The following is a 23,976-nucleotide window of genomic DNA, read 5'->3' as shown; positions in this document are numbered from 1 at the left end:
AAACATCATGAGACTGCTGCTGGCTGCGCTGTTACTGTCCCTGTCGGCCTGGACGCCGGCCGCAGAAGTGCGGTTTGACGCGTTTTATTTTTTCCAGCCCGACCCGGTACTGCAACAAAAAGGCGTGACGGCGGATAACCTGGGACGTTATTCACGGGCGCTGCAGTCGAAGATTTACCAGACCCTCAAAAAAGCGAAAATCCCGGTCACTTCCGGTTATCTGGTCGTCGCCATCCGTTCCGATGGCGCGACCGCTTCCTGGCTCGACATGAGTCCGGCGCTGCATGAATACTATGCGGGCCAGATCGACGACATCGTGCAAAAACTGCCGCCGTTCGAGGTCAGATCCGGCATTGTCGTGTTCGCCATGAAAATGGCGGTCGACACCCCGGTCCAGACCCGCAAGGCCAGACCGGAACCGTCAGACTGGGCCGATGCCCGCAAAAAAATCAGTAATCCTGACAATATCGAAGAACTGGTGCTGTCGGTCTGGCCGGAATAATCTCCGTACGGCACGCCAGCCCTGTCAAACACACCGGCAGCGCCGGTCAGGCAGGCAGACAACAGCGGTTAAGGCCGCTGTTTTTTATTGTCCCAGTAATTGCGCGAGTGCCGTCAGCAGCGCATCGCATTGTGCATCGGTGCCGACAGAAATGCGCAGAAATTGTTCAATCCGCGGTAAGCGGAAATGGCGCACGATGATGTGCTGTTCCCGCAGCCCCTGTGCCAGCGTTGCCGCATCGTGCTGCGGATGGCGGGCAAACACAAAATTGGCTGCCGACGGCAACACGGAAAATCCCAGTTGCTGCAAACCCTTTGTGAGCCGGTCGCGGGTGGCGATAACAGCGCGGCAGGTTTGTTCAAAATACGGCTGATCCTCAAACGCGGCTATTGCGCCCGCCACCGCCAGCCGGTCGAGCGGATATGAGTTAAAGCTGTTCTTGACGCGGTTCAGTGCTTCAATCAGATCAGGATGACCAATTGCCAGCCCGACCCGCAAGCCGGCGAGGGAACGGGATTTGGACAAGGTTTGCACCACCAGCAGATTCGGGTACCGGTTCACGAGCTGGACCGCTGATGCGCCGCCGAAATCGATATACGCTTCATCGATCACCACGACCGAATCCCGGTTGCTGTCCAGCAGTGCGGCGATCTGTTCCAGACCCAGCAGGCAGCCGGTCGGGGCATTCGGATTCGGAAAAATAATGCCGCCATTCGGCTGCGCATAATCCGCAGTCTGAATCCGGAATTCTGCATCCAGTGCGATGCTGCGGTAGGTGATGCCATACAGGCCGCAATACACCGGATAAAAACTGTAGGTAATGTCCGGAAACAGCAAAGGCAGCGCGTGCTTGAGCAGCGCCTGAAACGTATGCGCCAGCACTTCGTCGGAACTGTTGCCGACAAATACCTGCTGCGGTGTGATGACGCTACCGCTTGCGCGGCTGTAATATGCGGCGATCGTTTCGCGCAGCCGGTCCGAGCCGGGATCGGGATACAGCCGCAGATCGGCAGACGCCGCTCCGGTAATGGCCGTCAGCACTTGCGGCGACGGCGGATACGGATTTTCGTTGGTATTGAGTTTAATGAGTTGCTGCAGCTTCGGCTGTTCGCCCGGTACATAAGGGGTCAGGGTGTGAACAAGGCTGCTCCAGTATTGGCTCATGATAAGGTGATAAACAAAAAATCAGAAAAAGGTCAGCACAAAAAGGTTCTTGTGCTGACCGCATGGCAAATGTGCAGGACCGTGTTGCCAGTGTCGCGGGAAGCGGTATCCCTGGTCAGCTGATCAGGCCGTCCTCCTTGAACATCTGCTTCAGGCCGCGCAAAGCCTGACGGATGCGCGCTTCATTTTCGATCAGCGCAAAGCGTACATAAACGTCGCCGTACTCGCCGAAACCGATGCCGGGCGACACGCACAGCCTGGCTTTTTCCAGCACCTGCTTCGCGAATTCCAGCGAGCCGAGATGACGGTAATGTTCCGGAATTTCAGCCCAGATATACATCGAGGCTTTCGGTTTTTCGACCATCCAGCCGATATCATGCAACCCCTTCACCAGCACATCGCGCCGCGCCTGATAGGTATCGCGGATCTGATGCACGCAGCTCTGGTCGCCTTCCAGCGCGGCAATCGCCGCCACCTGCACCGGTGTGAAACTGCCGTAATCATGATAGCTCTTGATGCGCGCCAGCGCTGCCACCAGCTCTTTGTTGCCGACCATGAAGCCAATGCGCCAGCCCGCCATGTTATAGCTTTTCGACATGGTGAAAAATTCCACCGCCACGTCGCGCGCGCCTTCCACCTGCATGATGGACGGCGCTTGCCAGCCGTCGTACACGATGTCGGCGTACGCCAGATCATGCACCACCAGAATGTTGTGCTCCCTGGCGAGTTTGACGACGCGCTCGAAGAATTCCAGCTCCACGCACTGCGCGGTCGGATTAGACGGAAAGCCGAAAATCATCATCTTCGGTTTCGGATAGGTTTCGCGTATTGCTCTTTCGAGTTCGGCAAAAAAATCCACACCGGGGCTCATGCGTATCGAGCGGATATCGGCACCGGCAATCACCGCGCCGTAGATGTGGATCGGATAGCTGGGGTTCGGCACCAGCACGGTGTCGCCCTTGTCCAGCGTGGCCAGCATCAGGTGCGCCAGACCTTCCTTGGAACCGATGGTGACGATCGCTTCGCTGTCGGGATTGATGTCCACCGCATAGCGGTCGCGGTACCAGCGTGCAATCGCGCGACGCAGCCGCGGTATGCCTTTCGAGGCTGAATAGCCATGCGTGTCTGGACGCTGAGCGACTTCCACCAGCTTGTCGACGATGTGTTTTGGTGTGGCGCCATCGGGGTTGCCCATCGACATATCGATGATGTCTTCACCGCGACGGCGCGCCGCCATCTTCAGCTCGGCAGTGATATTGAAAACGTAGGGTGGCAGACGATTGATGCGGGAAAAGGAGAACTGCGGTCCGGACGTCGCTGCGCCCTCACCTGCTGAACCCCGGCCCGGCGGAGTTAACGTATTGGTCATGATAGAAATTGAATTGTAAGGGTGACGTAGCGCCCGGAACCGTCCGAGCGACGTGGTGACAAGGCTTCTTGTGAAAACCTGCAGCCGGATTCATTGTAATCACTAACGCGATGAGATCACAAGCCTTTTGTCCGGCGGCGAGCGCGACGGGCCGCGCCGCATTACACTATGGTCTGGACAGCGGTTCGGTTTTGGCACTGATGGAGGAAGGAAATGAAGGCGTATCAGAAAGGGATTTTGCAGGCGATTCCGGCGCAGGCGGTTTATCTGAGTTTTGACCTGTCGCCGCAGGCAGACCGTTCTGCCGCAGAGGCAGCATTGCGCGCAGTGCAGTCACTGGCAGACGGCGAGCGGGTGGTGGCCGGTATCGGTGCGCAGCTGGCCGCCCTGTTCGGTGCGGCGATTCCCGGTCTGTATGATTTTACGGAAATTCCGGGAGCGAAAATGCGCCTGCCAGCGACACCGGCGGCATTATGGCTGTGGTGCCGCGACAGCGAGCGCGGGGCGCTGGTGCATGTGCAGCGCCATGTACAACAGATACTGGCACCGGCTTTCATCCTGCGGCAGGCAATCTGCGCTTTCCGCTATCAGGACGGACGCGATCTCAGCGGGTATGAAGACGGCACCGAAAATCCGCAGGGCGAGGAGGCGTTGCAGGTGGCGCTGACGGCAGACGGCGGCAGCTTTGCCGCAGTTCAGCAATGGGAACACCGTTTCGACAAACTGGATGCCATGTCGCAGGACGAGCGCGATCAGACGATAGGACGGCGTGCGTTGGACAATGAAGAACTGGAAGAGGCTCCCGCATCGGCGCATGTGAAGCGTACCGCGCAGGAAGATTTTGAGCCGGAAGCATTTGTGCTGCGCCGTTCCATGCCCTGGGCGGACGCGCATCAGGCGGGACTGGTGTTCGTGGCGTTTGCTGCCTCGTTCGCCGCGTTTGAGGCGCAGCTGCGGCGCATGTCCGGCGCGGAAGACGGCATCACCGACGACCTGTTCCGCTTTACCCTGCCGCTGACCACCAGCTATTTCTGGTGCCCGCCGCTGCGCAATGGCAAGGTGGACTGGAGCGCGTTAGGTATCGTTTGAGGCCGGCTCTTTGATCAGGGCCAGAAAGCCTTCCTGCGGCAAGGGTCTGGAAAACAGGTAACCCTGGAAGGCATAGCAGTTATGCGCGATCAGGAAGGCGCGCTGCGCCTTGGTTTCCACGCCTTCGGCAATCACGTTCAGTCCCAGATTCACACCCAGCGAAATAATCGCTCTGACGATGGTGGCGTTATTTTCATCTTCACTCAGGTCGCGCACAAATGACTGGTCGATTTTCAGCTGATTCAAAGGCAGGCGCTGCAGGTAGGCCAGCGAGGAGTAGCCGGTGCCGAAATCGTCCATTGAAAAGGCAATGCCGATTTTTTTGAGCAGATGCATTTTTTCTGTCGTCGCATCGACATTGTCCAGAATCGTGCTTTCTGTCAGTTCCAGTTTCAGCCGGGTCGGGTTAATCTGATGCCGGCTGACCATGTCGCACAGCGTATCGACAAAATCATGCTGCTGGAATTGTTTGGCGCTGACATTCACCGCCAGCGTCAGCTCAGCCGTATCCGGGTCGGCTTCCCATTTTTTGAGCTGGGCGCAGGCGGTTTCCAGCACCCATTTTCCGATCGGCAGGATCAGGCCGGTTTCCTCGGCAATCGGAATGAAATCGGCCGGAGAAGTAAAGCCGCGGTCAGGATGCTTCCAGCGCAGCAGGGCTTCCGCGCCGATCAGCTTGCCATCGGCATTCACCTGCACCTGGTAATGCAGCTGGAACTGGTTGTTCGCCAGCGCCGCGCGCAGGTTCGATTCCATCAGCATGCGCACCACCAGGATGGCCTGCATTGCCGGATCAAAAAAGCGCACCGCATTTCTGCCTGCGGTCTTGGCTTCGTACATGGCGGTATCGGCGCGTTTGAACAGGTCTTTGACGGTGATGTCGCCGCCCTGAAACAGGCAGACGCCGATACTGCTGGAGCCGTGGTGTTCAAAATCGGTGATCTGATACGGCTCGCTTAACACCTGACGCACTTTCTCCGCGACTTTGCCGGCCTGTTGCAGGGCTTCTTCCTTGTTGTCGCTGAGTTCTTCCAGCACCACCACGAATTCGTCACCGCCCAGCCGTGCCACGGTGTCGCTGTCCCGCACGCAATCGCACAGCCGTTTTGCCGTTTCAACCAGCAGCAGGTCGCCGGCATCATGGCCGCGGGTGTCGTTGAGGGTCTTGAAGTTGTCGAGGTCGATAAAGAAAATCGCGCTGTGGCTGCTGTTGCGCTGGTGGATGGAAATCAGATGCGCCAGCCGGTCCATCAGCAGGCGGCGGTTCGGAAGCTGCGTCAGGGAATCGTAAAAAGCCAGATTGCGGATTTCGGCTTCATAGCCCTTGTGCTGGCTGATATCGGTGAACGAGCCGATGTAATTGCTGACCTCGCCGTGATCGTCCATGATGGCGGTCAGCGTGATCATCTGCGGATAGATGTCACCGTTCTTCCGAGAGTTCCATAATTCCCCGTGCCAGAAATGATGCTGATGCAGGGCGTCAAAAATTTCCTGGAAAAATCCTTCATGCTGCTCCCGGTTGCGCAGCACCGGCGGGCGACAACCGGTCAGCTCGCCGGCTTTGTAACCGGTCAGACGGGTGAAGGTCTGGTTGACTTTCAAAATCCGCCAGTTGGCATCGGTGACGAAAATTCCTTCCTGCGATTCAAAGGTGCAGGCTGCAATCCGCAGGTCGGTATCGGCCTGTTTGCGGTCGGTGATATCGGTGACGAAACAGTGCCACAGCATCGCGCCATCCGGTTCCGGCTCCGGCAGCGCATCGATATACAGCCAGCGCATACTGCCATCGCGCCGGTGCAGGCGGAATTCCGTCTGCCAGGCGGACAGCTGGGCGGCGGCTTCATGCAGGCGACGCCTGCCGGTTTCGATGTCACGCCGGTCAATCCGCTGAAACAGGGCGCGTGCATTTTCTCTGACCTCATCGGCGGCGACTTCAAACATTTGCCGGATGGTGTCGCTGGCAAACGGCACGCTGGAAGTATGGTCGTCCCTGACCCGGTATTGCATGACCAGACCGGGCAGCCGCGAAGCCACTTTGTGAATACGCTGGTAAGCATCATGGATTTGCTGGCGTGCAGCGCGGGTTTCCGATTGCAGGGCGGCAATCAGCAGCGTGATCAGGGCAATCGTGGTGACGTATGCCCACAAGGTAAACAAACCGGCAGAATCGCTGTCTGAAAACGGTCCCTGATTTCTGGACGCCGCCCAGGCGGCAAACAATGCGGAAGCCAGGGTGGAAATGCTGACCAGCGTGATGTCAAAACGAATCGCAGCCCAGATCAGCGTGCCGACCACGATGAAAATCATGTTCAGGTGATTGTACGGCGATAAGAACACAAACCAGTGCACGCTGCACAGCACCAGCAGGAAAATCAGCAGCTCCTTGCCCCGTATCTGTAATGTGGTCAGAAAATGTGCCGACAGGCTCAGCAGCAAAGGGCCGATCAGCAATGTGCCGACCGCATCACCTGCCCACCAGCTGAACCAGGCGCTGCCGGAAACGGGATGCTGCCCAAGCGCCATCACGGTCAGCATGCCGGCAGACGACGAGATGGCTGCACCCAGCATCGCTGCTGCGGTAAAGCTGACGACATCGCGCCGCCGGGCAAAGCGGGGATTGAAACGCTGCCGGTGCATGATCCAGCTTGCCAGCAGCGGGCCGAGCAGATTGCCCAGCGCCAGCGGCACGGCGATGTGGAGTTGCAGGTTCCAGCTCAGTTCCATGAGCAGGCCGGAAACAAAAATTACCGCCATCATCGGGCGGCCAAACCGGAACAGCACTGCCGTGGCAATGCCGGACGGCAGCCAGATCAGACTGACATTCGGATAACTGTGAGACACGGCAAACGTCATTCTGCTCGCCAGAAAATACAATAGCGCGACCAGCAGTACCAGAGGCAATCGAAGTTTGGCAGATGGCAAAACAGAGAGAGGCGTTTGCAGCGAATTCGGCATGGCAGGAGAACAGAATCAGACAGGCTTTATTATGCGGCATAAGCTGCAGGCAAATGGCATTTGCACGTTGTTTAGCGACGTTAAATTGTGAGTCGTGGCCGAAACCGGCAATAAAATTTCCACAGCGAAATTTTTCCTGAAAAGTAATGTTTTTTAGCGGAAATTTCTTTGCCGGAGCGGATCTGTGCCGGACAAGTTTGTCGTGCCGCTGCAAAAGACGGCATGCGATGTTGTGCGCCATTCTTGAATGTGAGAGCTATACTGGGTAGAGTATGTCTTTGAGTAGCACAGAACCCCTTATTCCACATGAGCAGAAAGAGCAATATGTCAGATACTCCCCCATTAAAGATCATTTCTGGCAAGGCACTGAGCGATGCCCAGAAAAAAGATTTACTGCATCGCCTGGCGCGTATCGAAGGTCAGTTGCGCGGCGTGCAGAAGCTGATCGCCAAGGCTGATGACCCGGCCGATTGCGAAGGTATTGCACAGCAGATGTCTGCGGCCCGCAAAGCGCTCGACCGTTCCTTCGTGACGCTGCTGACTGATTCCGTGACGACTCATGCCGGACAGGCGACGACCCGTGAAGAAATGCTGGCCAGCAGTCAGCGCCTTGCCATTTTATTGGAAAAATTTGCCTGAAAGAAATTTTATTTTCCCGCTGTGCGTTATGATGAAGTAACGCGCAGAGGAAATAGCATGGCATCAGCAACGGACAGCAGGAGTGTTGAATGGTTCAGGCGGCGCAGCCTGCGCGCCTGCTGCTGCCTGCTCCTGTCCTGGCTATTGACGACTCCGGTACAGACCGCAGCGGCCGAGTCTGCCACAGTGGTGTTGCTCATCCGGGAAAACCGCAACGAATCCGGCGACATGCAGCCTTTGCGTCCCGAAGTGCGGCATTTACTGGACTATTTTGAACGGCGTCTCCAGATCCGTTTCGATATCCGCCGTTACCCCTATCCCCGCCTGATTGACAATGTGCGTCAGGGCGAAGGTCTGGCGTTTGGACTGAGCAAGGGAAAGCGTCTGTCCGATCTGGCATTTTCCGATACTTTCTATGCCAATTACGTGTGGCTGGTAGTGCGCAGCGATGCGGTGTTTCCGTTTGACAGTGTGGCGGATCTGCAGGGAAAAACTGTCGGCATCACCCGGGGTTCCAGTTATGGCGATGAATTCGAGGCGCAGCGGCAGGTGAAATTCAAAGTGGAAGAAGATGTCAGTTCCGATATCCCCCGCCTGAAAAAGCTGATGAGCCGCCGCATGGATGCCATGCTGTTCGGGGATTTCCATGAGCGGGCAGACGAGGTAGCGGCCTATTTGCATCAGGTCACGGCGCGTGACATGGTGCGTGCTGACGGCAATGAGCCCGACTTCACGGTTTTGCCGAAACCGCTGCTGGTGGATGAACTGTGTTTTGCCGCCGTGCCTGGCCGCTACGATCTCTGGATACGCAAGCTCAACGGCGTGATCCGTTCCGGGAAGAAAAACGGCGACATTGCCCGCATCATGAACGCAGGCCGCAAGTGACTCAGGCCGCCAGATGGCGGCTCTGGCGTTGCGGTGTGGCCCGCGCTGCGGCCGGTTCCTGAGTCTGCCCGGTTGACCTTGATTTTTCGCCGCCCTGAATATGCTTGGCGTTGCCGGCGTAATCGCTGCTGATCAGCGCCACGACGGTTGCCTGCGGCATGCCGCGTTGCTCCTGCAGCCAGGTCGCCACCAGCCCTGCCAGCCGGTCAAGCGCAATGCGGTGCGTGGCATCGGTATTGGTATAAATCCAGTCGGACAATTCCATGAAATTTTCAAACGGCGCATCGTGCAGAATCACCGGCAGGGTGTGCGCAAACCGGCCCGAATTGGCTATCATGTCCCAGTAGCGGGCAAACCGCACCAGCCTTTGCATGTCAGCAAAAGAGATGTCCCGGTTCGCCAGGATCGTGTACGGTGGCTGGGGGTCAAATGCCAGTGCAAAGGTGTCGGTATGGCGGATGATCGGCGTGCCGCGCAGGCGTTTTAAAATGCCGAACTGGATTTCATGCGGGCCGAGCGCCACCAGCTGGTTAAACCCGGCAGCGAAGCTGGCAATGGTTTCTCCGGGCAGTCCGGCAATCAGGTCGACATGCAGATGCGCATGCGACTGCGTGGTCAGCCAGCGGATATTGTCGGCGGCTTTTTCGTTATTCTGCTTGCGGCTGATCAGGCTCTGCACCTCGGGATTGAAACTCTGGATGCCGATTTCAAACTGCAGCGCCCCTTCCGGAAACTGCCGGATCGAGTCTTTCAGCGCATCCGGCAGATGATCCGGCACGACCTCAAAGTGCGCAAACACCGGATCGTGCGGCGCGGCGGCCAGCTTATCCAGGAAAAACTGCATGATTTTGAGACTGGTCTTGACGTTCAGATTAAACGTGCGGTCAACGAATTTGAACAGCCGCGCCCCGCGCTGGTACAGGCTCTCCATCTCAGCGAGAAACTGGTCGATATCGAACGGCCAGGCGGTTTTATCCAGCGCCGACAGGCAGAATTCACATTTGAAAGGACAGCCGCGTGACGCTTCCACATACAGTGTGCGGTGACGGATATCCTGATCGGTGTACAGGTGGTAAGGCAGGCGGATATCGTTCATCGGCGGCTGCTGGCCGGCATGGATTTTCATCAGCGGCTGCGGGCCCTGCAATATCTGGCGGCACAGCGCCGGAAACGTGACGTCGCCCCAGCCGGTAATCACATAGTCGGCGAGGCGGATAATGTCCTGATCGCCGGTTTCATGCGACACTTCCGGGCCGCCCAGCACAATCACCACTTCGGGAGCCACCCGTTTGAGCACGGCAACGACCTGCGTGATCTCGGTCACATTCCAGATATACACGCCGAAACCGACAATCAGCGGTTCACCAGGAACCCGATAACTCAGGATTTTTTCAACGATATCGGTGCTGCGCGCCCCGATCACGAATTCATGCAGCTGCGTCTGCGCCGCCAGCTCGTCCATGTTGGCGAGCAGATAGCGCAAACCCAGCGAGGCATGGGCATAGCGGGCGTTCAGGGTGGTCAGCAGGATAGTCATGGCGCAACAGAAACAGCAGTCAATCCGCTATTGTACGCTGATGCCGCGCTGCCGCCCTTTCCATCGCCGGGAGCAGCGCCGCTGCGGGATGGCCGGACGCGTGCTTCAGCGTCCTTGTCCGGCAATATCAGGGTAGAAAATATATTTAAAACTCTTCCCAGTCGCCGCCTGCATCGGAGGTGGGCATGGCTTTTCTGGTCGATGCGGTCTTTTCCGCTTTCTCTGGTTTTTGCACCGTCGCCGTCTTGTGCGGTAAGGCGCGCTGCGTTGTCGACGCCGCCGGTCTGGCAGCGGTTACGGCTGGCGCAGGCGTCACGCGCGATGCCGGTGCAGCAGCCTGATGCGGGTTGATTTTAAAGACGCTGACTACCTGAGCCAAGGTATTGGCCTGATCCTGCATCGATGCCGCTGCTGCTGCCGCCTGTTCTACCAGTGCGGCATTCTGTTGCGTGGCCTCATCCATGTGCGTGATTGCCAGATTGATCTGATCGATACCGGCAGACTGCTCCTGGCTGGCCGCGGTAATTTCACTGACCACATCCGTCACGCGCCGCACACTGTTGACCACCTCGCTGATGGTGATTCCGGCTTCATTCACCAGATGGGTGCCGCGTTCTGTTTTTTCGACCGAATCATCAATCAGGGTCTTGATCTCCTTGGCGGCGCTGGCACTGCGCTGCGCCAGATTGCGTACTTCTGCCGCCACCACCGCAAAACCACGGCCCTGTTCGCCGGCGCGCGCCGCTTCCACCGCGGCATTCAATGCCAGAATATTGGTCTGGAAGGCGATGCCATCAATCACGCTGATGATATCGACGATTTTCTTGGAAGAATCGTTGATGCCGTTCATCGTATCCACCACATCCGACACCACCGAGCCGCCTTTGACCGCTACTTCGGATGCCGACACTGCCAGCTGATTCGCCTGACGGGCATTGTCCGCATTCTGGCGCACGGTGCTGGTCAGCTCTTCCATGGAGGAGGCGGTTTCTTCCAGCGAACCGGCCTGCTGCTCGGTGCGTGCCGACAGATCCATATTTCCGGTTGCAATCTCCGTCGATGCCGATGCGATATGGTCGGTGCTGCTGCGGACCTGCGACACGATATTGAGCAGGCTGTTGTTCATGTCTCTCAGCGCATGCAATACCTTACCGGCTTCGTCGTCGGATTGCACACTGATCGTGCTGGTCAGGTCGCCGCGCGCAACGGTTTCGGCCACTTCCACGGCATAGGTCAGCGATGCGACGATATTGCGGATAATCAGGATGCCCATGACGCTGATACCGCTGACGGCAATCAGGGCAGAGACAATCGCAAAAATATGCGAGTTGGTCAGTGTCTCTTCCGCATTTTTGGAAGCGTGTTGTCCGATTTCGGCGTTATACGCGCTGTGGGCTTCCAGGGCATTCAGAAAATTATTGACCGTCGCCTGATTGGTCAGAATAAAGTCACCCGCTTCGGAGGCCGCCCGTCCCTCATCCATCATCGCCATTGCCTTGCCGAGCAGCGCTGCAAATTCGGCGTATGTCCGGCGGACTTCTTTCAGCAGGGCAGCATCTTTCTCGTCGGCGATGTCGTTTTTTTCATAGCGGTTCAGCGATTCCTGCAACTTTGTCTCATCGGACTGGATAGTCTGACGAATGCGGTCTCTTTTCTCCGCATTATCGGCGATAAGGTATTGCCACATCTTGGAGCGGGTTTCGAGGGCATAGCGATTACTGTGTTGCAACTCAATGATGCTCGGGACAACATTCACGTTAGTAAAATTGGTGATCGTATAGACCTTGTTCATCTGATATATGCCAATGCCGGCGGTGATGGACAGGCCGAGAAACGACACGAAAATCAGCAGATACAGCCGTCTGGCGATGGTCATGGTGGTTTTCCTTTTTTCTGATAAAGCAATCGGCGATGAAGGGAGGGCGGACGTACAAAAACTGGTTTATAGCAACGCTGTTTTTTACACTATAGGATTTTAAAAGTAACTTTGCCGGAAAAGTGTTTCGTTAAGTAAAACTGACAAAAGTTCACATTGGGAAAAAGCAGATACTAGGATGGTAAAGACGCAAATTTGTGCTTTTATTCCCGCTTTTCTGCAGTTCGTCGCATCGTGCTCGCAGCTGGGTGAGGGGTGTTCTACAGTGACACCATCCACTCACCACTGAAGGAGAAATGAAATGACTGCTACATTCAAAACACGCGCTGTGATCATGACTGCTGTTGTTGCCGCTGTCTGCGCGCTGGGTTCGGCATTCAGCGTATCCGGCACCGCCACGGGCAACAGCGCCACTGCTGCGATGCAGACTGTAACGATCACCGCAGCGCGGATGACATCCGACCAGAAACTGGCTTACGACGCCGCAGAATCCGGCATTCAGACGGTCGTCATCAGCGCCAGAAAACTGACTTCAGAACAGAAGCTGGCCATGGATCAGGAACAGGAATTTGCACAGAAAAGTGTGGCAGTCGCCGCCGCCCGCCATTCCGCTATCTGAACTGTGTTGATGACTGGCAAGAATGACTCCGGTACGGGCTGTGTTGTCAAAGCAAAGTGAAATGCCTTCCCCCTGAGCTGCTGCGGCACTGAGCTTGCGTGTATTTTGCTTTGATAATCCGGTTCCTGCCATTCGCCGCTGCAGCAGGCGTCATCCGGTGCGGCAGATGCAATGACTGAATACATCTGCCACTACGGTGTCTGCATCAGTGTTGCCCGGCGGGTTCGGTCACGGATTTTGCCTGTCTGCGACAGGCCGCGGCAGATAGCGCAGCCCGTGACCGGAAAACAGTTTGTCCGCTGGCAGCGGCGGCTGGTGCAGGGCCTGATGCAGCGTGCGCAACAGGGTCGCCTGCGTATCGTCCTGACCCAGATGCCAGAACATGACGCCAGCCAGGTGATACTGCCGCAGATAGGCAACTTTATAGCGCAGCGATTCGGCATCTTCGTAGCTCACGAATATGTGTTGCTGCGGATGGTAAAGCCAGGGAACTTTGCTGTCTTCTGAAAAATAGCGCACATAACCCAGATCCGCGGCCAGCATGTTCCGGATATCGGCATATGCCGGCAGGCGCGGGTCCTGGAGACGGAGACAGGATGCGCAGCCCGGCAGCAGCTCCACGTTACCGTGGTAATCATCGCCGGCCGGTGTATTGAAAGGCTGGTGCAGGCCATGCTGCTCCGGTGCCACTTCAAAATAGGCGCGTCCGTAAAAAGGAACGCCCAGCACCAGTTTTCCGGGCGGCACGCCGGCCTGCAGGTATTGCTGTACGGCGGCATCCACCGTCAGTACAAACGGTGACGGCAACGATGGGGCCGTAATCCCCGTTCCTTCTGCCGGTGCCGGCTGTACGGCGCGCAGCGGGTTGTCGAACAGGGCTTCCGCCGGATCGCCGAACAGGTGGGCATTGTGGCCGGTTTTCTTTTCCCAGGGACCATTCAGGTCATAGGTCATCAGATTGATGTAATCCAGCTGGGCTGCTATCGCGGGAAGGCTGGTATAGGTTCGCGCCAGATTGAAAGCTCCTCCGGCGGCAGCCATGGTGAGCTGGTAGCGGCGGCGGGTGGCGGGTGGTGTCAGCCGGTCCAGTTGCTGACGGAATTCCTGCAACAGCGCGACAAAATGCGCTGCATCGTCTGCACGCGGATATTCCCAGTCAATGTCGATGCCATCCAGTCCGTGTTTCCGCATCAGCGCGATGCAGGAGGCGACAGTCTGGCTGCGGGCTGCCGCTGTGGCAGCGGCCTGCCGGTAACGGGCGGCGCCCGGGCTGTCGTCATTGGTGGCGCTCCAGCCGCCTAAAGAAAACAGGATGCGCAGTCCGGGGTTAAAACGCTTGAGCTGACGCAACGCCTGCAGCACCCCGGCCGCCTGCGCGCTATCGGTACCCTCTGGAAAGCTGCAACGGCCTTGCTGATCCAGTGCGATGAAAGAAAAATTAATATGCGTCAGCATACGCGCCTGCTCCGGCGTGATGCGCGAGACCGGAAAATCGATGTGGCCACTGCGATACTGATTGATGTCGGCTGTATCCAGATGGTAATAGCCGATCACGACCGGCCTGCCAGCCGCGCAGGCGTCAGGTAAAAGGGTAGCGGCCATCGTCAGCAGGCTGGCGTGAAGGAGTCGGGTCAGTAGATTCATGGCCGCAGAATGCGGCTTCAGGCGGCGACGGTCAACAGGTTTTTCATCTGCCGGCATCAGCGCAGATACCACTGCCCTGCCCGCTCCCTGACCGGTCGCAGACCAGCAGCGCCGCTGCCGTGAACTGGTATGGCATACTGCGGCATGAATAGATGCCGTGAATGGATATGTAATGAATACCGAAGAACGTTTAATTGACCTGGAGCTGCGGTTGTCCCGTCAGGATGACCTGGTGGACACACTCAATACCCAGGTCTACCGCCAGCAAAAGAAAATTGATGAACTCGAAGCCTTGTGCGTGGCGCTGGCGGGGCGTCTGAAAGAACTGGCTGTGATGGCGGCGCAGAAAAATACCGTGATCGATGAAAAACCGCCGCACTACTGATATCGTCAGCGAAAGTCTGGGAAGGTTAAAAAAGGGCAGCTGTTGCCGCCCTTTTGTGTTTTGTGCTGTTTTGTGCTGATTACCTGCGGCTGACCGCGCGGATCAGGGCTGCGGTGCGTAGTTCAGCGGTGTGAAGGCGTAACCCTTGCCGTCTTTGCGCAGATAGCCCAGCCCAGGGAACGACAGGTGGGCCGCGCCGACCAGATAGGCCTGTTGCGCCGCGCTGGCATAAGCCTTTTTGCGTTCGGCGGCGGCAGCCTTGGCGTCCGAATCAAACTTGATGGTGACTGCCGGATTTTCAAACTGCACGGCAGCGACGTGCATCAGGTCACCCCACAACACCAGAACCTGCCCTTTGCTTTCAATCCGGTAAATGCTGTGACCGGCGGTATGGCCATGTGCCGGAATCGCGCGGATGCCCGGCTGCAATTCGGTGTCACCCTCAAAGGCTTTGAACTGACCTGCTTTGACATAGGGATTCAGTGAAGCCATCGCACCCTGGAAAAAGCCCTTTTTGTCTTCCGGTGCCTTATCCAGATTGGCCTGGCTCAGCCAGAAATCGGCATCGTGCTGGTCGGCACGGACGATGGCGTGCGGGAAGGTCATCGCGTCGCCGCTCATCAGTCCGCCGACATGGTCGGCATGCATGTGCGTGATATAAATTTCATCGACCTGCTCCGGCTGATAACCTGCTGCTTTCAGATTAGCTGCCAGCCTGCCCAGTGTCGGCCCGAACAGCGTGCCCGCACCGGCGTCGATCAGCACCAGTTTGCTGCCGGTATTGATCAGGTAGCCGTTGACCGAAGTCTCCAGAGGGCTGTGCTGATGCCATTTCGCCAGCGCCTGTCCGGTTTTTTTTGGGTCGGCATTGAGCAGTTGATCGACCGGCAGCTGCACGGTGCCATCAGACAAGGCGGTAATTTCAAAGTCGCCCAGCATGGTGCGGTAAAAGCCGGGAGCGGCGCTCTTGACCTGCGGTGCGGCGGCATGGGCGGTGGACGGTGACAGGGTGATGCCTGCCGACAGAGCCAGCACAGCGGCGGTAATCAGTGACGATGCTTTCATGAGTTGTTCCTTCGGGATCAGTGATGGGGCAATGAATGTGGAAACGGGTGAAGCAAAGACAATGATTATGCCTAAGAAACCGGAAACATGCTGAGACGGGCGGCATGTACCGCTGCCGGTGTCGCGCCCCGGAAACGAGGCGCCGGATTCAATGGATCAGCGCGTTCGCCAGCGATTGCAGATCGTCGCCAGATTCGTCCAGCAACTGGCGCAGGGTACCCGTTTCCAGAGGGAAATCGAGTTTGCCGGCAGTTTCTGCGATCTCGGCGGCGCTGCGCAGATCAAGCGGCGAGGCCGGAATGGTCAGGCTGTTGGCCAGCAGCAGCGTGTCGCCGAGACTTTCCGGCGGAATCATCTGCATGCCGTACCACAGCGTTTCAATCGCGCTGATGACCCGTTTCGGCACCATCAGCTTATGCAGGACAGCCCGGCCGATCACGATTTCCAGTGGTTCCTCCAGCGGATTGTCAGAAACCGGCAGGTGCGGTTCGAGCAGGGAGGGAAATTCCTCTGCCCGCGACAGCAGATAGAAACAGCCGACCTCATGCACGATCCCGGCAAACAGCGCCGTTTCCGGATCGATTTTGCTGACCTTGCGCGCCAGCAGATGCGTCATCGCGGCAACGTGCGCGGAGTGTTCCCACAAGGCTTCCATCTTCGCCACGATCGCTGGCGTGGTGACGGCCTGCATCAGCTGCCGCATCACGATCGCGGCGACAACGGAGCGCAACGTGCTGAAGCCGAGGATGGTGATCGCGGTGCGGACATTGGTGATGCCGCCGCCAAACCGGCTGTAAGCAACGGAGTTGGCAATCGCAATGATGCGGGTGGTGATCAGCGGCTCCTGCAATAACAGCCGGGCCGCCGATTCGATGCCGCAATCCGGCGCGTCAAGCGCTTCCTGAATTTTCAGGGTCGCGCGGACATTGGTGGGAAAAATCAGATCACCGGCATCGGCCTGTCTGACGATATTTTGTAATGCTTCCAACTTATTCATAACTGACAGCAATAACCGGTTCCTGCTGGCGCTGCCAGTCGGGTCACGGTTATTCTTTTTTCATTCCTATTGCTTTGACTATTTTTCCTGCAGCACCGGACAGTATGGATGCCGGGCCATGGGCACCGGTTCCCGCCGGACCGGCATGGTATGCCGGACGCTGATGCTGCAGATCGTTTGCCAGCTTAAATGCCGACACCGTTTGCGCCAGATTGGCGGCCTGTTCTTCCAGGCTTTCCGCGGCGGCGGCAGCCTGTTCCACCAGGGCTGCATTTTGCTGGGTCATTTCATCCATTTGTGTGATGGCACGGTTCACCTCTTCGATACCGGCGCTCTGCTCCTGACCGGCTGCGGTGATTTCACTCATGATATCGGCCACATGCCGGACGGAATTGACAATCTCGTGCATGGTTTTTCCGGCGGCTTCGACCAGCTTGTCGCCAGCCTCCACTTTTTCCACCGAGTCGCCGATGAGGGTTTTAATCTCTTTGGCGGCGCTGGCGCTGCGCTGCGCCAGATTCCTGACTTCGGAAGCAACAACCGCAAATCCCCTGCCCTGCTCGCCGGCGCGCGCGGCTTCCACGGCGGCGTTCAATGCCAGAATATTGGTCTGAAAGGCAATACCATCAATCACACTGATGATGTCGACTATTTTACGCGAACTTTCCTTGATCGAATTCATGGTGTCGACAACTTTGCCGACTTCCTCGCCGCCCTTGACGGCGAAACCGGAGGCGGACATCACCAGACCGTTGGCCTGGCGGGCATTATCGGCATTGTGGCGGACAGTGGCGGTAATCTCTTCCATTGAGCTGGCGGTTTCTTCCAGCGCACCGGCCTGATGCTCAGTGCGGGATGACAAATCGGCATTGCCGGTCGAGATTTCACCGGACGCCGTGGCGATGGCATCCGTGCCCTGCCGCACTTCGCTGACGATCCGGTACAGATTGTCATTCATTTCTTTTAAGGCATCCAGCAATTCGCTGATTTCATCCTTGCCTTCAGCCGCGTCATGGTGAAACAGCTCACCGGCGGCGACTTGCTTGGCAATTTCCAGCGCGCCTTTGAGCGGCGTGGTGATGCTGCGGGTCAGGTAAACCGAAAACGCGACGCCGGCAATCAGAATCAGCAGTCCGGCCACACCGAGCGAGAACACCAGTTTGCTGGCAGCACTTTCTGCACTCTGCGAAACAGTCACCGAGGCGGCATCCTGCTGTGCAATCAGTTTATTGATCTCTTGCAGTGCCTTCTGCTGTAACGGATCGATCTGGGTCGCGATCAGTTTGACGGCTTCCTCGCCGTTAAACGACAGCAGCATTTTGAAGGCTTCCTTGGTCGGCGCATCGGTCTGACTGTCGATGTCGGAGACATTGTCGAGCACTTTCTTTTCATCCGCCGTCAGCCCCAGTTTCACCAGCTTGTCGCGCGCGGCAACAAAGCTGTCGTGCTGTTTTTTGACCAGCTGCTTTTGCTTATCGATTTCGCCCAGATCGGTTTGCAGGCCGATATTGCGAACCGCCAGCGCGCCTTCCAGAATGCTGACTTTCATGCTGACTGCCAGCGTTGTTTTCTGATGGGAAGCATCAATGCCGGCGACCATCTGCTGACGATTACGGGCGCTCAGCATGCTGCCAACGACGATCATCGTCATCAGAGACAACAGGATGATGCCAAAGCCAATGGACAGGCGGGTTCCAATGCGCAACTGACGAAGATTCATACCGGCTCCCTGTGAATCAATATATGTAAATCAATTAACACAAAACAGAATCCGGGCATGAAAGATGGAATTCCGCATGTGTAGCTGTGACGCAAGTTCCGTGCCCTCCCGTCCATACTATGCCAAAATTTCTTCAGCGCAAAGCAGGTTTTGCCGCATTGTGCGGTGACTGTCTCATACCCGCTCAAAGCGGCGGCCGGCAATCACAGGTACTATAAAAAATGCACAACCATGCGCAAAATGACGTGATGGGCATAACGGTTGCCGGGACGCTGAGTGTAGCCCGGCCGGAACGAAAGACATGACGATGAATGAGGAAAAAATGACAGCAATGACAATCAGTGCAGAGGAAAAGGCAGCGCAGATGAATGCTGCAGGCAGCGGCTTTTTACCGGGGTATCTGGGTATCCGTATCCTGACAGCGGAACCGGGCAGGGTCAGGGCTGAACTGCCGGTGCTGCCGCATCTGCTGGCGCCGAACGGCTATCTGCATGCCGGCAGCGTGGTGACGCTGGCGGACACGGCTTGCGGTTACGGTTGCCTGCACAGTCTGCCGGAAGGCGCCCAGAGTTTTACCACCATCGAACTGAAATCGAATCACACCGGCACCGCGCGCGAAGGCTGTATCGAAGTGCTGGCGACGGCGCGCCATCTGGGACGCACGACGCAGCTTTGGGATGCGGAAGTCAGTTATCAGGGTAAAGTGATTGCGCTGTTCCGCTGCACCCAGATGCTGTTGTATCCAAAGCCGCAGGTCTGACCGGCTTGCCGGCCATACGCGGGTGTCAGCTGGTCTGCGCTGCGGCTTCTTTTTCCTGCAGGGTGCGCCACATGACTTTACCGGTTCCTGATTTGGGCAGGGCATCGACAAACTCCACCAGCCGCGGCACTTTGTAGGCAGCCATTTTTTCGTGCGCCCAGCGGATGATCTCGTCGGCACTGACTTCATTGCCTGGCTTGCGCACGACCACTGCTTTGACGGTTTCGCCCCGGTAAGCGTCGCGCGCCGCAATGATGCAGCATTCCTGAATCGCCGGATGCTGATACATCATGGACTCGACCTCGGCCGGCCAGACTTTGAAACCGCTGGCATTGATCATGCGTTTCAGGCGGTCGGTGAAGAAGAAAAAACCGTCGGGGTCGATATAGCCCAAGTCCCCGGAGCGGAAAAACTGTTTTTCATCCAGCTCCGCAAAGGCTTCGGCAGTTTTTTTCGGATCGTTCCAGTAGCCTTTGAAAACCTGCGGGCCGTGTATCCAGATTTCTCCGGTTTCGCCCTGCTTTACTTCCTGTAAAGTCGTCGGATCAACGATACGCGAATCGACGTTGAAGTAAGGAATACCCAGACATTGCTGTTTCATTTTCTGTGGCGGATTCAGATGCGAGGGTGCCATGGTTTCGGACAGGCCGTAGCCTTCCATGTAGATCTGACCGGACAGATCCAGTAATTTCTGCGCAATCGCCGCCGGCATCGCTGCACCGCCACCGGATACCCGGTTGAGACGGGAAATATCGTATTCATCAATACGGGGATTCGATAAAAAATCGATCATCATCGACGGCACCAGCGTCCAGCTGGTCACGTTGTAGCGGGTGATCAGCTGACCGGCAGTGTCTCTGTCCCAGCGCGGCAGAATGACCAGGGCACCGCCGCAGTAAATCATGGCGTTCATCACCGACTGCATGCCCGTGACGTGGAAAAACGGTAGTACCGCCAGCGACACATGGTTCGGCACGATCGCACCTGACCAGGTCGGGCTGCCGACGATGTTGAACATCACCGAACTATGGGTATGGATGCATCCTTTGGGTTTGCCCGTGGTGCCGGAGGTGTAAGGCATGCAGGCCAGGTCGTCAGGGCCTGCCAGGTGTTCCGACGGCTGCAATGCCGCCTGCATCACGGTGCGCCAGCCCGATACCTGTGCATTGTCCTGAACCTGGCTGGCAGTCTGCACGAATTCCGGTACTTTCAGACTGGTGTCGCGCGTCAGGTGATCGGCGTAGGTGGCGACGATGACATGCTTTAACGCTGCATGGCCGATCAGCGGTTGCAGGCGCGGGAAAAGTTCCTGCGCCACGATGGCAGCCTTGGCGCCGCTGTCCTGCAGATAGTGTTCCAGCTCGTCCGTCATCAGCATCGGATTGACCGGCACCACCATCGCGTCCGCCCGCAAAATCGCATAAAAGCTGATAACAAACTGCGGGCTGTTTTGCATGTTCAGCAACACGCGGTCGCCTCTGCCTATTCCCGCAACCTGTTGCAGATAGCCCGCCAATGCCAGCACTTCCTGGTGCAGCTGGCGATATGTCAGCACGGAGTCGTAAAAAATGATGGCTGCTTTATCCGGATAACGCAACGCTGAAATCCGCAAATTTTCATACACGCTGGTGGACGGGGTAATCAGATGATGCGGCAGGCCCTGGGGCCAGTGAGCGTAATGCGCAGTATTCATGCACGTCTCCGGAAATGAATCATTATTTTCCGGAACGAAGACTGGCACGAGGCACCCATATGAATGCACTGTTTGCGGTTCTCCATTTCCGGATGGGTTTTTTGTAGAGTGCCATATGTAAACTTTTTTTGCACTATCGTTCGGAAAATTGCGCAGGCGGACTTCAAAATTGTGCTTTTGAAAATGCGCATCCCGCTCAGGTAAAGTTACAATGTGCCATTCATCTTCTCTGCCGGATTGGAGCGCACGTGTACTCAGAAATCAGATTTACCCTCCTGGCCGCAGCCAGTCTGCTGCTGGCCGCATGTGGCGGTGGCGGCAGCAGCTCTTCCGGTTCGGCAGCCAGCCCGGTCATCGTCTCGGTCCCGGCGCCATCGACCGTTTCTTCCGGCGATGCACTGAGTTTTACCGGGCAGGCCAGCAGCTCGGCAGGACAGATTACCAAGATGTACTGGCAGATTGATACCCTGACTCTGGGAGCCAATGCGCTGACCTCGGTCACGAATGCCGACTGCAAGAGCACGACGACTTCCGGCAATACGGTGAACTGTGTCCTGCAAGTGACGCCACCGGCCAAGCTGACGGCGGATTACACATACAAGCTCAGCTTTTTTGCGGTCGACGCGAAGGGCAATACCTCCAGTTCTTCCACCACACTGCAGGTATTGCAGTCAGCTTCGGTGACCAATAACCCGACTGTGCAGGTCGGTGCAGATGCCACGGTCACTTCCGGTGACAAAGTTTCCCTGAACTGCAGCGGCAGCGGCGGTACGCCGGCAGCGACGGGCGACGCGTATTCCTATCAATGGGTGGTGAATGATGCTGCCGGACTGACGATTTCGCTGGCAGGCACAACCGGTGCTGCCAACAGTTTTGTCGCTCCGGTAGTCAAGACAGCGACGACCGTCAAGCTGCAGTGCCGGGTGACCGATGACAAGCAAAAGACTGGCACGGCAATCCAGAAAATCACCATCAACCCGGTAGTGAAACCGACCGTGGTGCCGATTTCTTACAGCGGCGGCACCGTCCAGCCGGGGGCGGCGGTGTCGCTCGATGGCAGCAAAACGGTGATGTACGATGCGAATGGCAATCTGACCAGCGGCACGATTTACTACCTCTGGCAATTCAAATCCGGTCCGGCTTCAGCCTTGCCGCTGCAGGTGTATAACGCGACCAGCAGTGTGGCCAGTGTCGTCTTCCCAAGTGTGGTGACCGCCACATCGATGTATGTGTTTACGCTGAATGCCTCGACGGCGCCGATAGCCGCAGACGGTACTTCTGCCGATCCGGTGAAACAGCGCGATGTGGTGTTTGTCGTCAGCCCGTTACCGCCGATTACGCTGACTTCCTACAATCTGGTGCAGGTGGTGCAGAGTGGCGCCAGCGTGCAGCTGAAGGCGGAAACGCCGAATTACACAGGGTCCGCGCCCTTGTATTTCAGCTGGACCCAGACCAGCCTGCCAGTCGTGGCACTGGTGGGGACAAGTTCGCAGATCGCCGGTTTCATCGCGCCGACCGTCACGGTGGCTACCACCCTGACTTTCCGGGTATCGGCAGATTATCAGCCGATCACGGTGGCCAATCCGGGCAGCGCCAGTGTGGATCTGCTGGTGCAGGTATTGCCGAAAAGCTGAACGGCAAGCATAGTTGGGTGTAACGTATTTGCTGGCGTCCGGTGTCTTTGCCGGACGCCATTTTTGATGGATCAGTGGATGATTTTATCGTGCTGATGCTGGCGGTACAGCGTCTGTGTCGCGACAAAAATTTCACGCATGAAAAAGACGAAACTGCCGATCAGCGACAGCACGCCGCCGACAAACAGCGCGGCAATCAGTTTGTCGAGATTGATGCCCAGCGCATCGCCCATGAACAATGCAGCGATCACGAGACAGATCAGCAGGCCGCAGGTGGCGCTGAGCGTGATCGCCCGGTTAATCAGATGGGAACGCCGGTACAGTTCGATCAGTTCTTCCTGCAGGCCGGGGCGGGCCGTTTCCTTATTCTGTAAGGCATTTTCAACCACCCGCGCCCGGTCGATGATGCGCGCCAGGCGGCTGGTCAGAACCGATAGTTTGGTGCCGACACCGGTCAGTAAAAAGACGGGGGCAATCGCCAGTTGAATAATGTGGCTGACATCGCCAAGCTGAAGATTGATCATGGTGCAGTCCTTTCATTGTTGCGAAATTTTACCTTGCTCCGTGTCCGGTTTGCGCCATAACTTTACCGGTTTTCTGAAAATACACTATGCTGAAGCCTGATCTGTGACACAGGAGTGAAAAAATAATGCAACCCAGCCAGCGTATGCCAGGAATTTTTGTCGGACATGGCAGCCCGATGAATGCGATTGAGGACAATGATTACACCCGCGCATGGCAGCAGCTGGGGCAGCGATTTCCGGCGCCGAAGGCGATCCTGATGATTTCTGCGCACTGGATGACGCATGGCGTCGGTATCACGGCGATGGCTGCGCCTCCCACTATCCATGATTTTGGCGGTTTTCCCCAGGCATTGTTTGATATCCGCTACCCGGCTCCGGGCGACCCGGCGCTGGCGGCGCAGATTGCAGCATGGCTGGCGCCGCTGCCGGTGGCGCTGGATCAGGAATGGGGGCTGGATCATGGCACCTGGTCGGTTCTGGTCAAAATGTATCCGCAGGCGCAGATACCGGTGTTGCAGCTCAGTCTGGACATGACGCAGCCGGCGGAATGGCATTTTGAACTCGGCCGCCGGCTGAGTGCATTACGGGAACAGGGAATCCTGCTGATGGGCAGCGGTAACGTGGTGCATAACCTGCGCCGGGTGGCGCTGCATGCGCCGGCTTACGACTGGGCGCAGCGTTTCAACGATGTCATGCGGGAGGCGATCCTGGCTCAGGACAAGGATAAACTGATTCACTATGAACAGTTTGGTCAGGATGCTGCTTTATCGGTGCCGACCACCGAACACTTCCTGCCCTTGCTGTATATCGCAGGCAGCGTGACGGCCGATGACCAGATCAGCATTGTGGCGGAGGGTATGGATCTGGGCTCGATCAGCATGATGTCGGTCGTGGTGACAGACCAGCGGTAAGCTGCTGC

At 57.2% G+C, this 23,976-nt stretch carries 20 protein-coding genes; 9 read left to right on the top strand and 11 right to left on the bottom strand.

Going from position 1 to position 23,976, the window contains the following annotated elements:
• Positions 1–7 precede the first annotated feature (7 nt).
• Positions 8–502, top strand: a complete 495-nt coding sequence (locus tag H8K27_RS00265) for a hypothetical protein (protein ID WP_186861249.1) — start codon at positions 8–10, stop codon at positions 500–502.
• Positions 503–586: 84 nt separating this feature from the next.
• Here H8K27_RS00265 and hisC read toward each other — a convergent pair whose 3' ends face one another.
• Together hisC and alaC are read right to left on the bottom strand one after the other, a co-directional pair.
• The gene (hisC, locus tag H8K27_RS00260; RefSeq protein ID WP_186861248.1) at positions 587–1,666 is read right to left on the bottom strand and encodes a histidinol-phosphate transaminase; all 1,080 of its coding nucleotides are present in this window, start codon (positions 1,664–1,666) and stop codon (positions 587–589) included.
• Positions 1,667–1,781: 115 nt separating this feature from the next.
• Complete coding sequence (gene alaC, locus H8K27_RS00255; protein ID WP_186861247.1) at positions 1,782–3,035, bottom strand: alanine transaminase; 1,254 nt, start codon at positions 3,033–3,035, stop codon at positions 1,782–1,784.
• Positions 3,036–3,248: 213 nt separating this feature from the next.
• On the opposite strand from alaC, the gene H8K27_RS00250 reads away from it, so the two are divergent.
• Positions 3,249–4,124 carry a Dyp-type peroxidase gene (locus H8K27_RS00250; RefSeq protein WP_186861246.1) on the top strand — a complete coding sequence of 292 codons (876 nt, stop codon included), beginning with the start codon at positions 3,249–3,251 and terminating at the stop codon, positions 4,122–4,124.
• On the opposite strand, the gene H8K27_RS00245 is transcribed toward H8K27_RS00250, so the two are convergent.
• Positions 4,110–7,079: a bifunctional diguanylate cyclase/phosphodiesterase gene (locus tag H8K27_RS00245; protein ID WP_186861245.1), complete on the bottom strand. Its 2,970-nt coding sequence runs from the start codon at positions 7,077–7,079 to the stop codon at positions 4,110–4,112. The two genes, H8K27_RS00250 and H8K27_RS00245, sit on opposite strands and share 15 nt — an antisense overlap.
• 324 nt (positions 7,080–7,403) lie before the next feature.
• Between H8K27_RS00245 and H8K27_RS00240 the strand changes: the two genes are divergently transcribed.
• Together H8K27_RS00240 and H8K27_RS00235 are read left to right on the top strand one after the other, a co-directional pair.
• Positions 7,404–7,718 carry a metal-sensitive transcriptional regulator gene (locus tag H8K27_RS00240; protein WP_186861244.1) on the top strand — a complete coding sequence of 105 codons (315 nt, stop codon included), beginning with the start codon at positions 7,404–7,406 and terminating at the stop codon, positions 7,716–7,718.
• A gap of 57 nt (positions 7,719–7,775) precedes the next feature.
• The gene (locus H8K27_RS00235; protein ID WP_186861243.1) at positions 7,776–8,603 is read left to right on the top strand and encodes a substrate-binding periplasmic protein; all 828 of its coding nucleotides are present in this window, start codon (positions 7,776–7,778) and stop codon (positions 8,601–8,603) included.
• A 1-nt stretch (position 8,604) separates the two neighbouring features.
• On the opposite strand, the gene H8K27_RS00230 is transcribed toward H8K27_RS00235, so the two are convergent.
• Positions 8,605–10,140, bottom strand: coding sequence for a B12-binding domain-containing radical SAM protein (locus H8K27_RS00230; protein ID WP_186861242.1), 1,536 nt, complete (start codon positions 10,138–10,140; stop codon positions 8,605–8,607).
• A gap of 145 nt (positions 10,141–10,285) precedes the next feature.
• Positions 10,286–12,016 carry a methyl-accepting chemotaxis protein gene (locus H8K27_RS16425; protein ID WP_186861241.1) on the bottom strand — a complete coding sequence of 577 codons (1,731 nt, stop codon included), beginning with the start codon at positions 12,014–12,016 and terminating at the stop codon, positions 10,286–10,288.
• Positions 12,017–12,317: 301 nt separating this feature from the next.
• Between H8K27_RS16425 and H8K27_RS00220 the strand changes: the two genes are divergently transcribed.
• Positions 12,318–12,635: a hypothetical protein gene (locus H8K27_RS00220; RefSeq protein WP_186861240.1), complete on the top strand. Its 318-nt coding sequence runs from the start codon at positions 12,318–12,320 to the stop codon at positions 12,633–12,635.
• A gap of 228 nt (positions 12,636–12,863) precedes the next feature.
• On the opposite strand, the gene H8K27_RS00215 is transcribed toward H8K27_RS00220, so the two are convergent.
• Positions 12,864–14,279 carry a glycoside hydrolase family 18 protein gene (locus tag H8K27_RS00215; RefSeq protein ID WP_186861239.1) on the bottom strand — a complete coding sequence of 472 codons (1,416 nt, stop codon included), beginning with the start codon at positions 14,277–14,279 and terminating at the stop codon, positions 12,864–12,866.
• A 172-nt stretch (positions 14,280–14,451) separates the two neighbouring features.
• On the opposite strand from H8K27_RS00215, the gene H8K27_RS00210 reads away from it, so the two are divergent.
• Positions 14,452–14,664: a SlyX family protein gene (locus H8K27_RS00210; protein ID WP_176802967.1), complete on the top strand. Its 213-nt coding sequence runs from the start codon at positions 14,452–14,454 to the stop codon at positions 14,662–14,664.
• 102 nt (positions 14,665–14,766) lie between these two features.
• Here H8K27_RS00210 and H8K27_RS00205 read toward each other — a convergent pair whose 3' ends face one another.
• The 3 genes from H8K27_RS00205 to H8K27_RS16645 form a co-directional block, all read right to left on the bottom strand.
• Complete coding sequence (locus H8K27_RS00205) at positions 14,767–15,729, bottom strand: MBL fold metallo-hydrolase (protein WP_186861238.1); 963 nt, start codon at positions 15,727–15,729, stop codon at positions 14,767–14,769.
• Positions 15,730–15,877: 148 nt separating this feature from the next.
• Complete coding sequence (locus H8K27_RS00200) at positions 15,878–16,726, bottom strand: HDOD domain-containing protein (protein WP_186861237.1); 849 nt, start codon at positions 16,724–16,726, stop codon at positions 15,878–15,880.
• Positions 16,727–16,775: 49 nt separating this feature from the next.
• A complete protein-coding gene (locus tag H8K27_RS16645) occupies positions 16,776–18,446 on the bottom strand; it encodes a methyl-accepting chemotaxis protein (protein WP_186861236.1) in 1,671 nt (556 codons plus the stop codon).
• Between the two features lie 322 nt (positions 18,447–18,768).
• Here H8K27_RS16645 and H8K27_RS00190 point away from each other — a divergent pair, with 322 nt between their 5' ends.
• Positions 18,769–19,206 carry a PaaI family thioesterase gene (locus H8K27_RS00190; RefSeq protein WP_186861235.1) on the top strand — a complete coding sequence of 146 codons (438 nt, stop codon included), beginning with the start codon at positions 18,769–18,771 and terminating at the stop codon, positions 19,204–19,206.
• A 25-nt stretch (positions 19,207–19,231) separates the two neighbouring features.
• Here the strand turns inward: H8K27_RS00190 and H8K27_RS00185 are convergent, their stop codons facing one another.
• Positions 19,232–20,899 carry a long-chain fatty acid--CoA ligase gene (locus tag H8K27_RS00185; protein WP_186861234.1) on the bottom strand — a complete coding sequence of 556 codons (1,668 nt, stop codon included), beginning with the start codon at positions 20,897–20,899 and terminating at the stop codon, positions 19,232–19,234.
• A gap of 248 nt (positions 20,900–21,147) precedes the next feature.
• On the opposite strand from H8K27_RS00185, the gene H8K27_RS00180 reads away from it, so the two are divergent.
• Complete coding sequence (locus tag H8K27_RS00180) at positions 21,148–22,533, top strand: hypothetical protein (RefSeq protein WP_186861233.1); 1,386 nt, start codon at positions 21,148–21,150, stop codon at positions 22,531–22,533.
• Between the two features lie 71 nt (positions 22,534–22,604).
• On the opposite strand, the gene H8K27_RS00175 is transcribed toward H8K27_RS00180, so the two are convergent.
• A complete protein-coding gene (locus H8K27_RS00175; RefSeq protein ID WP_186861972.1) occupies positions 22,605–23,054 on the bottom strand; it encodes a DUF2721 domain-containing protein in 450 nt (149 codons plus the stop codon).
• A 128-nt stretch (positions 23,055–23,182) separates the two neighbouring features.
• Between H8K27_RS00175 and ygiD the strand changes: the two genes are divergently transcribed.
• Positions 23,183–23,968 carry a 4,5-DOPA-extradiol-dioxygenase gene (ygiD, locus tag H8K27_RS00170; RefSeq protein WP_186861232.1) on the top strand — a complete coding sequence of 262 codons (786 nt, stop codon included), beginning with the start codon at positions 23,183–23,185 and terminating at the stop codon, positions 23,966–23,968.
• Positions 23,969–23,976: the final 8 nt, after the last annotated feature.

Origin of the sequence: Cognatundibacterium griseum, assembly GCF_014284195.1 — a bacterium.
GTDB lineage: Bacteria > Pseudomonadota > Gammaproteobacteria > Burkholderiales > Burkholderiaceae_D > Undibacterium > Undibacterium griseum.
The sequence above is the reverse complement of the archived record's forward strand: the minus strand, read 5'-3'. Positions and strand labels throughout refer to the sequence as shown.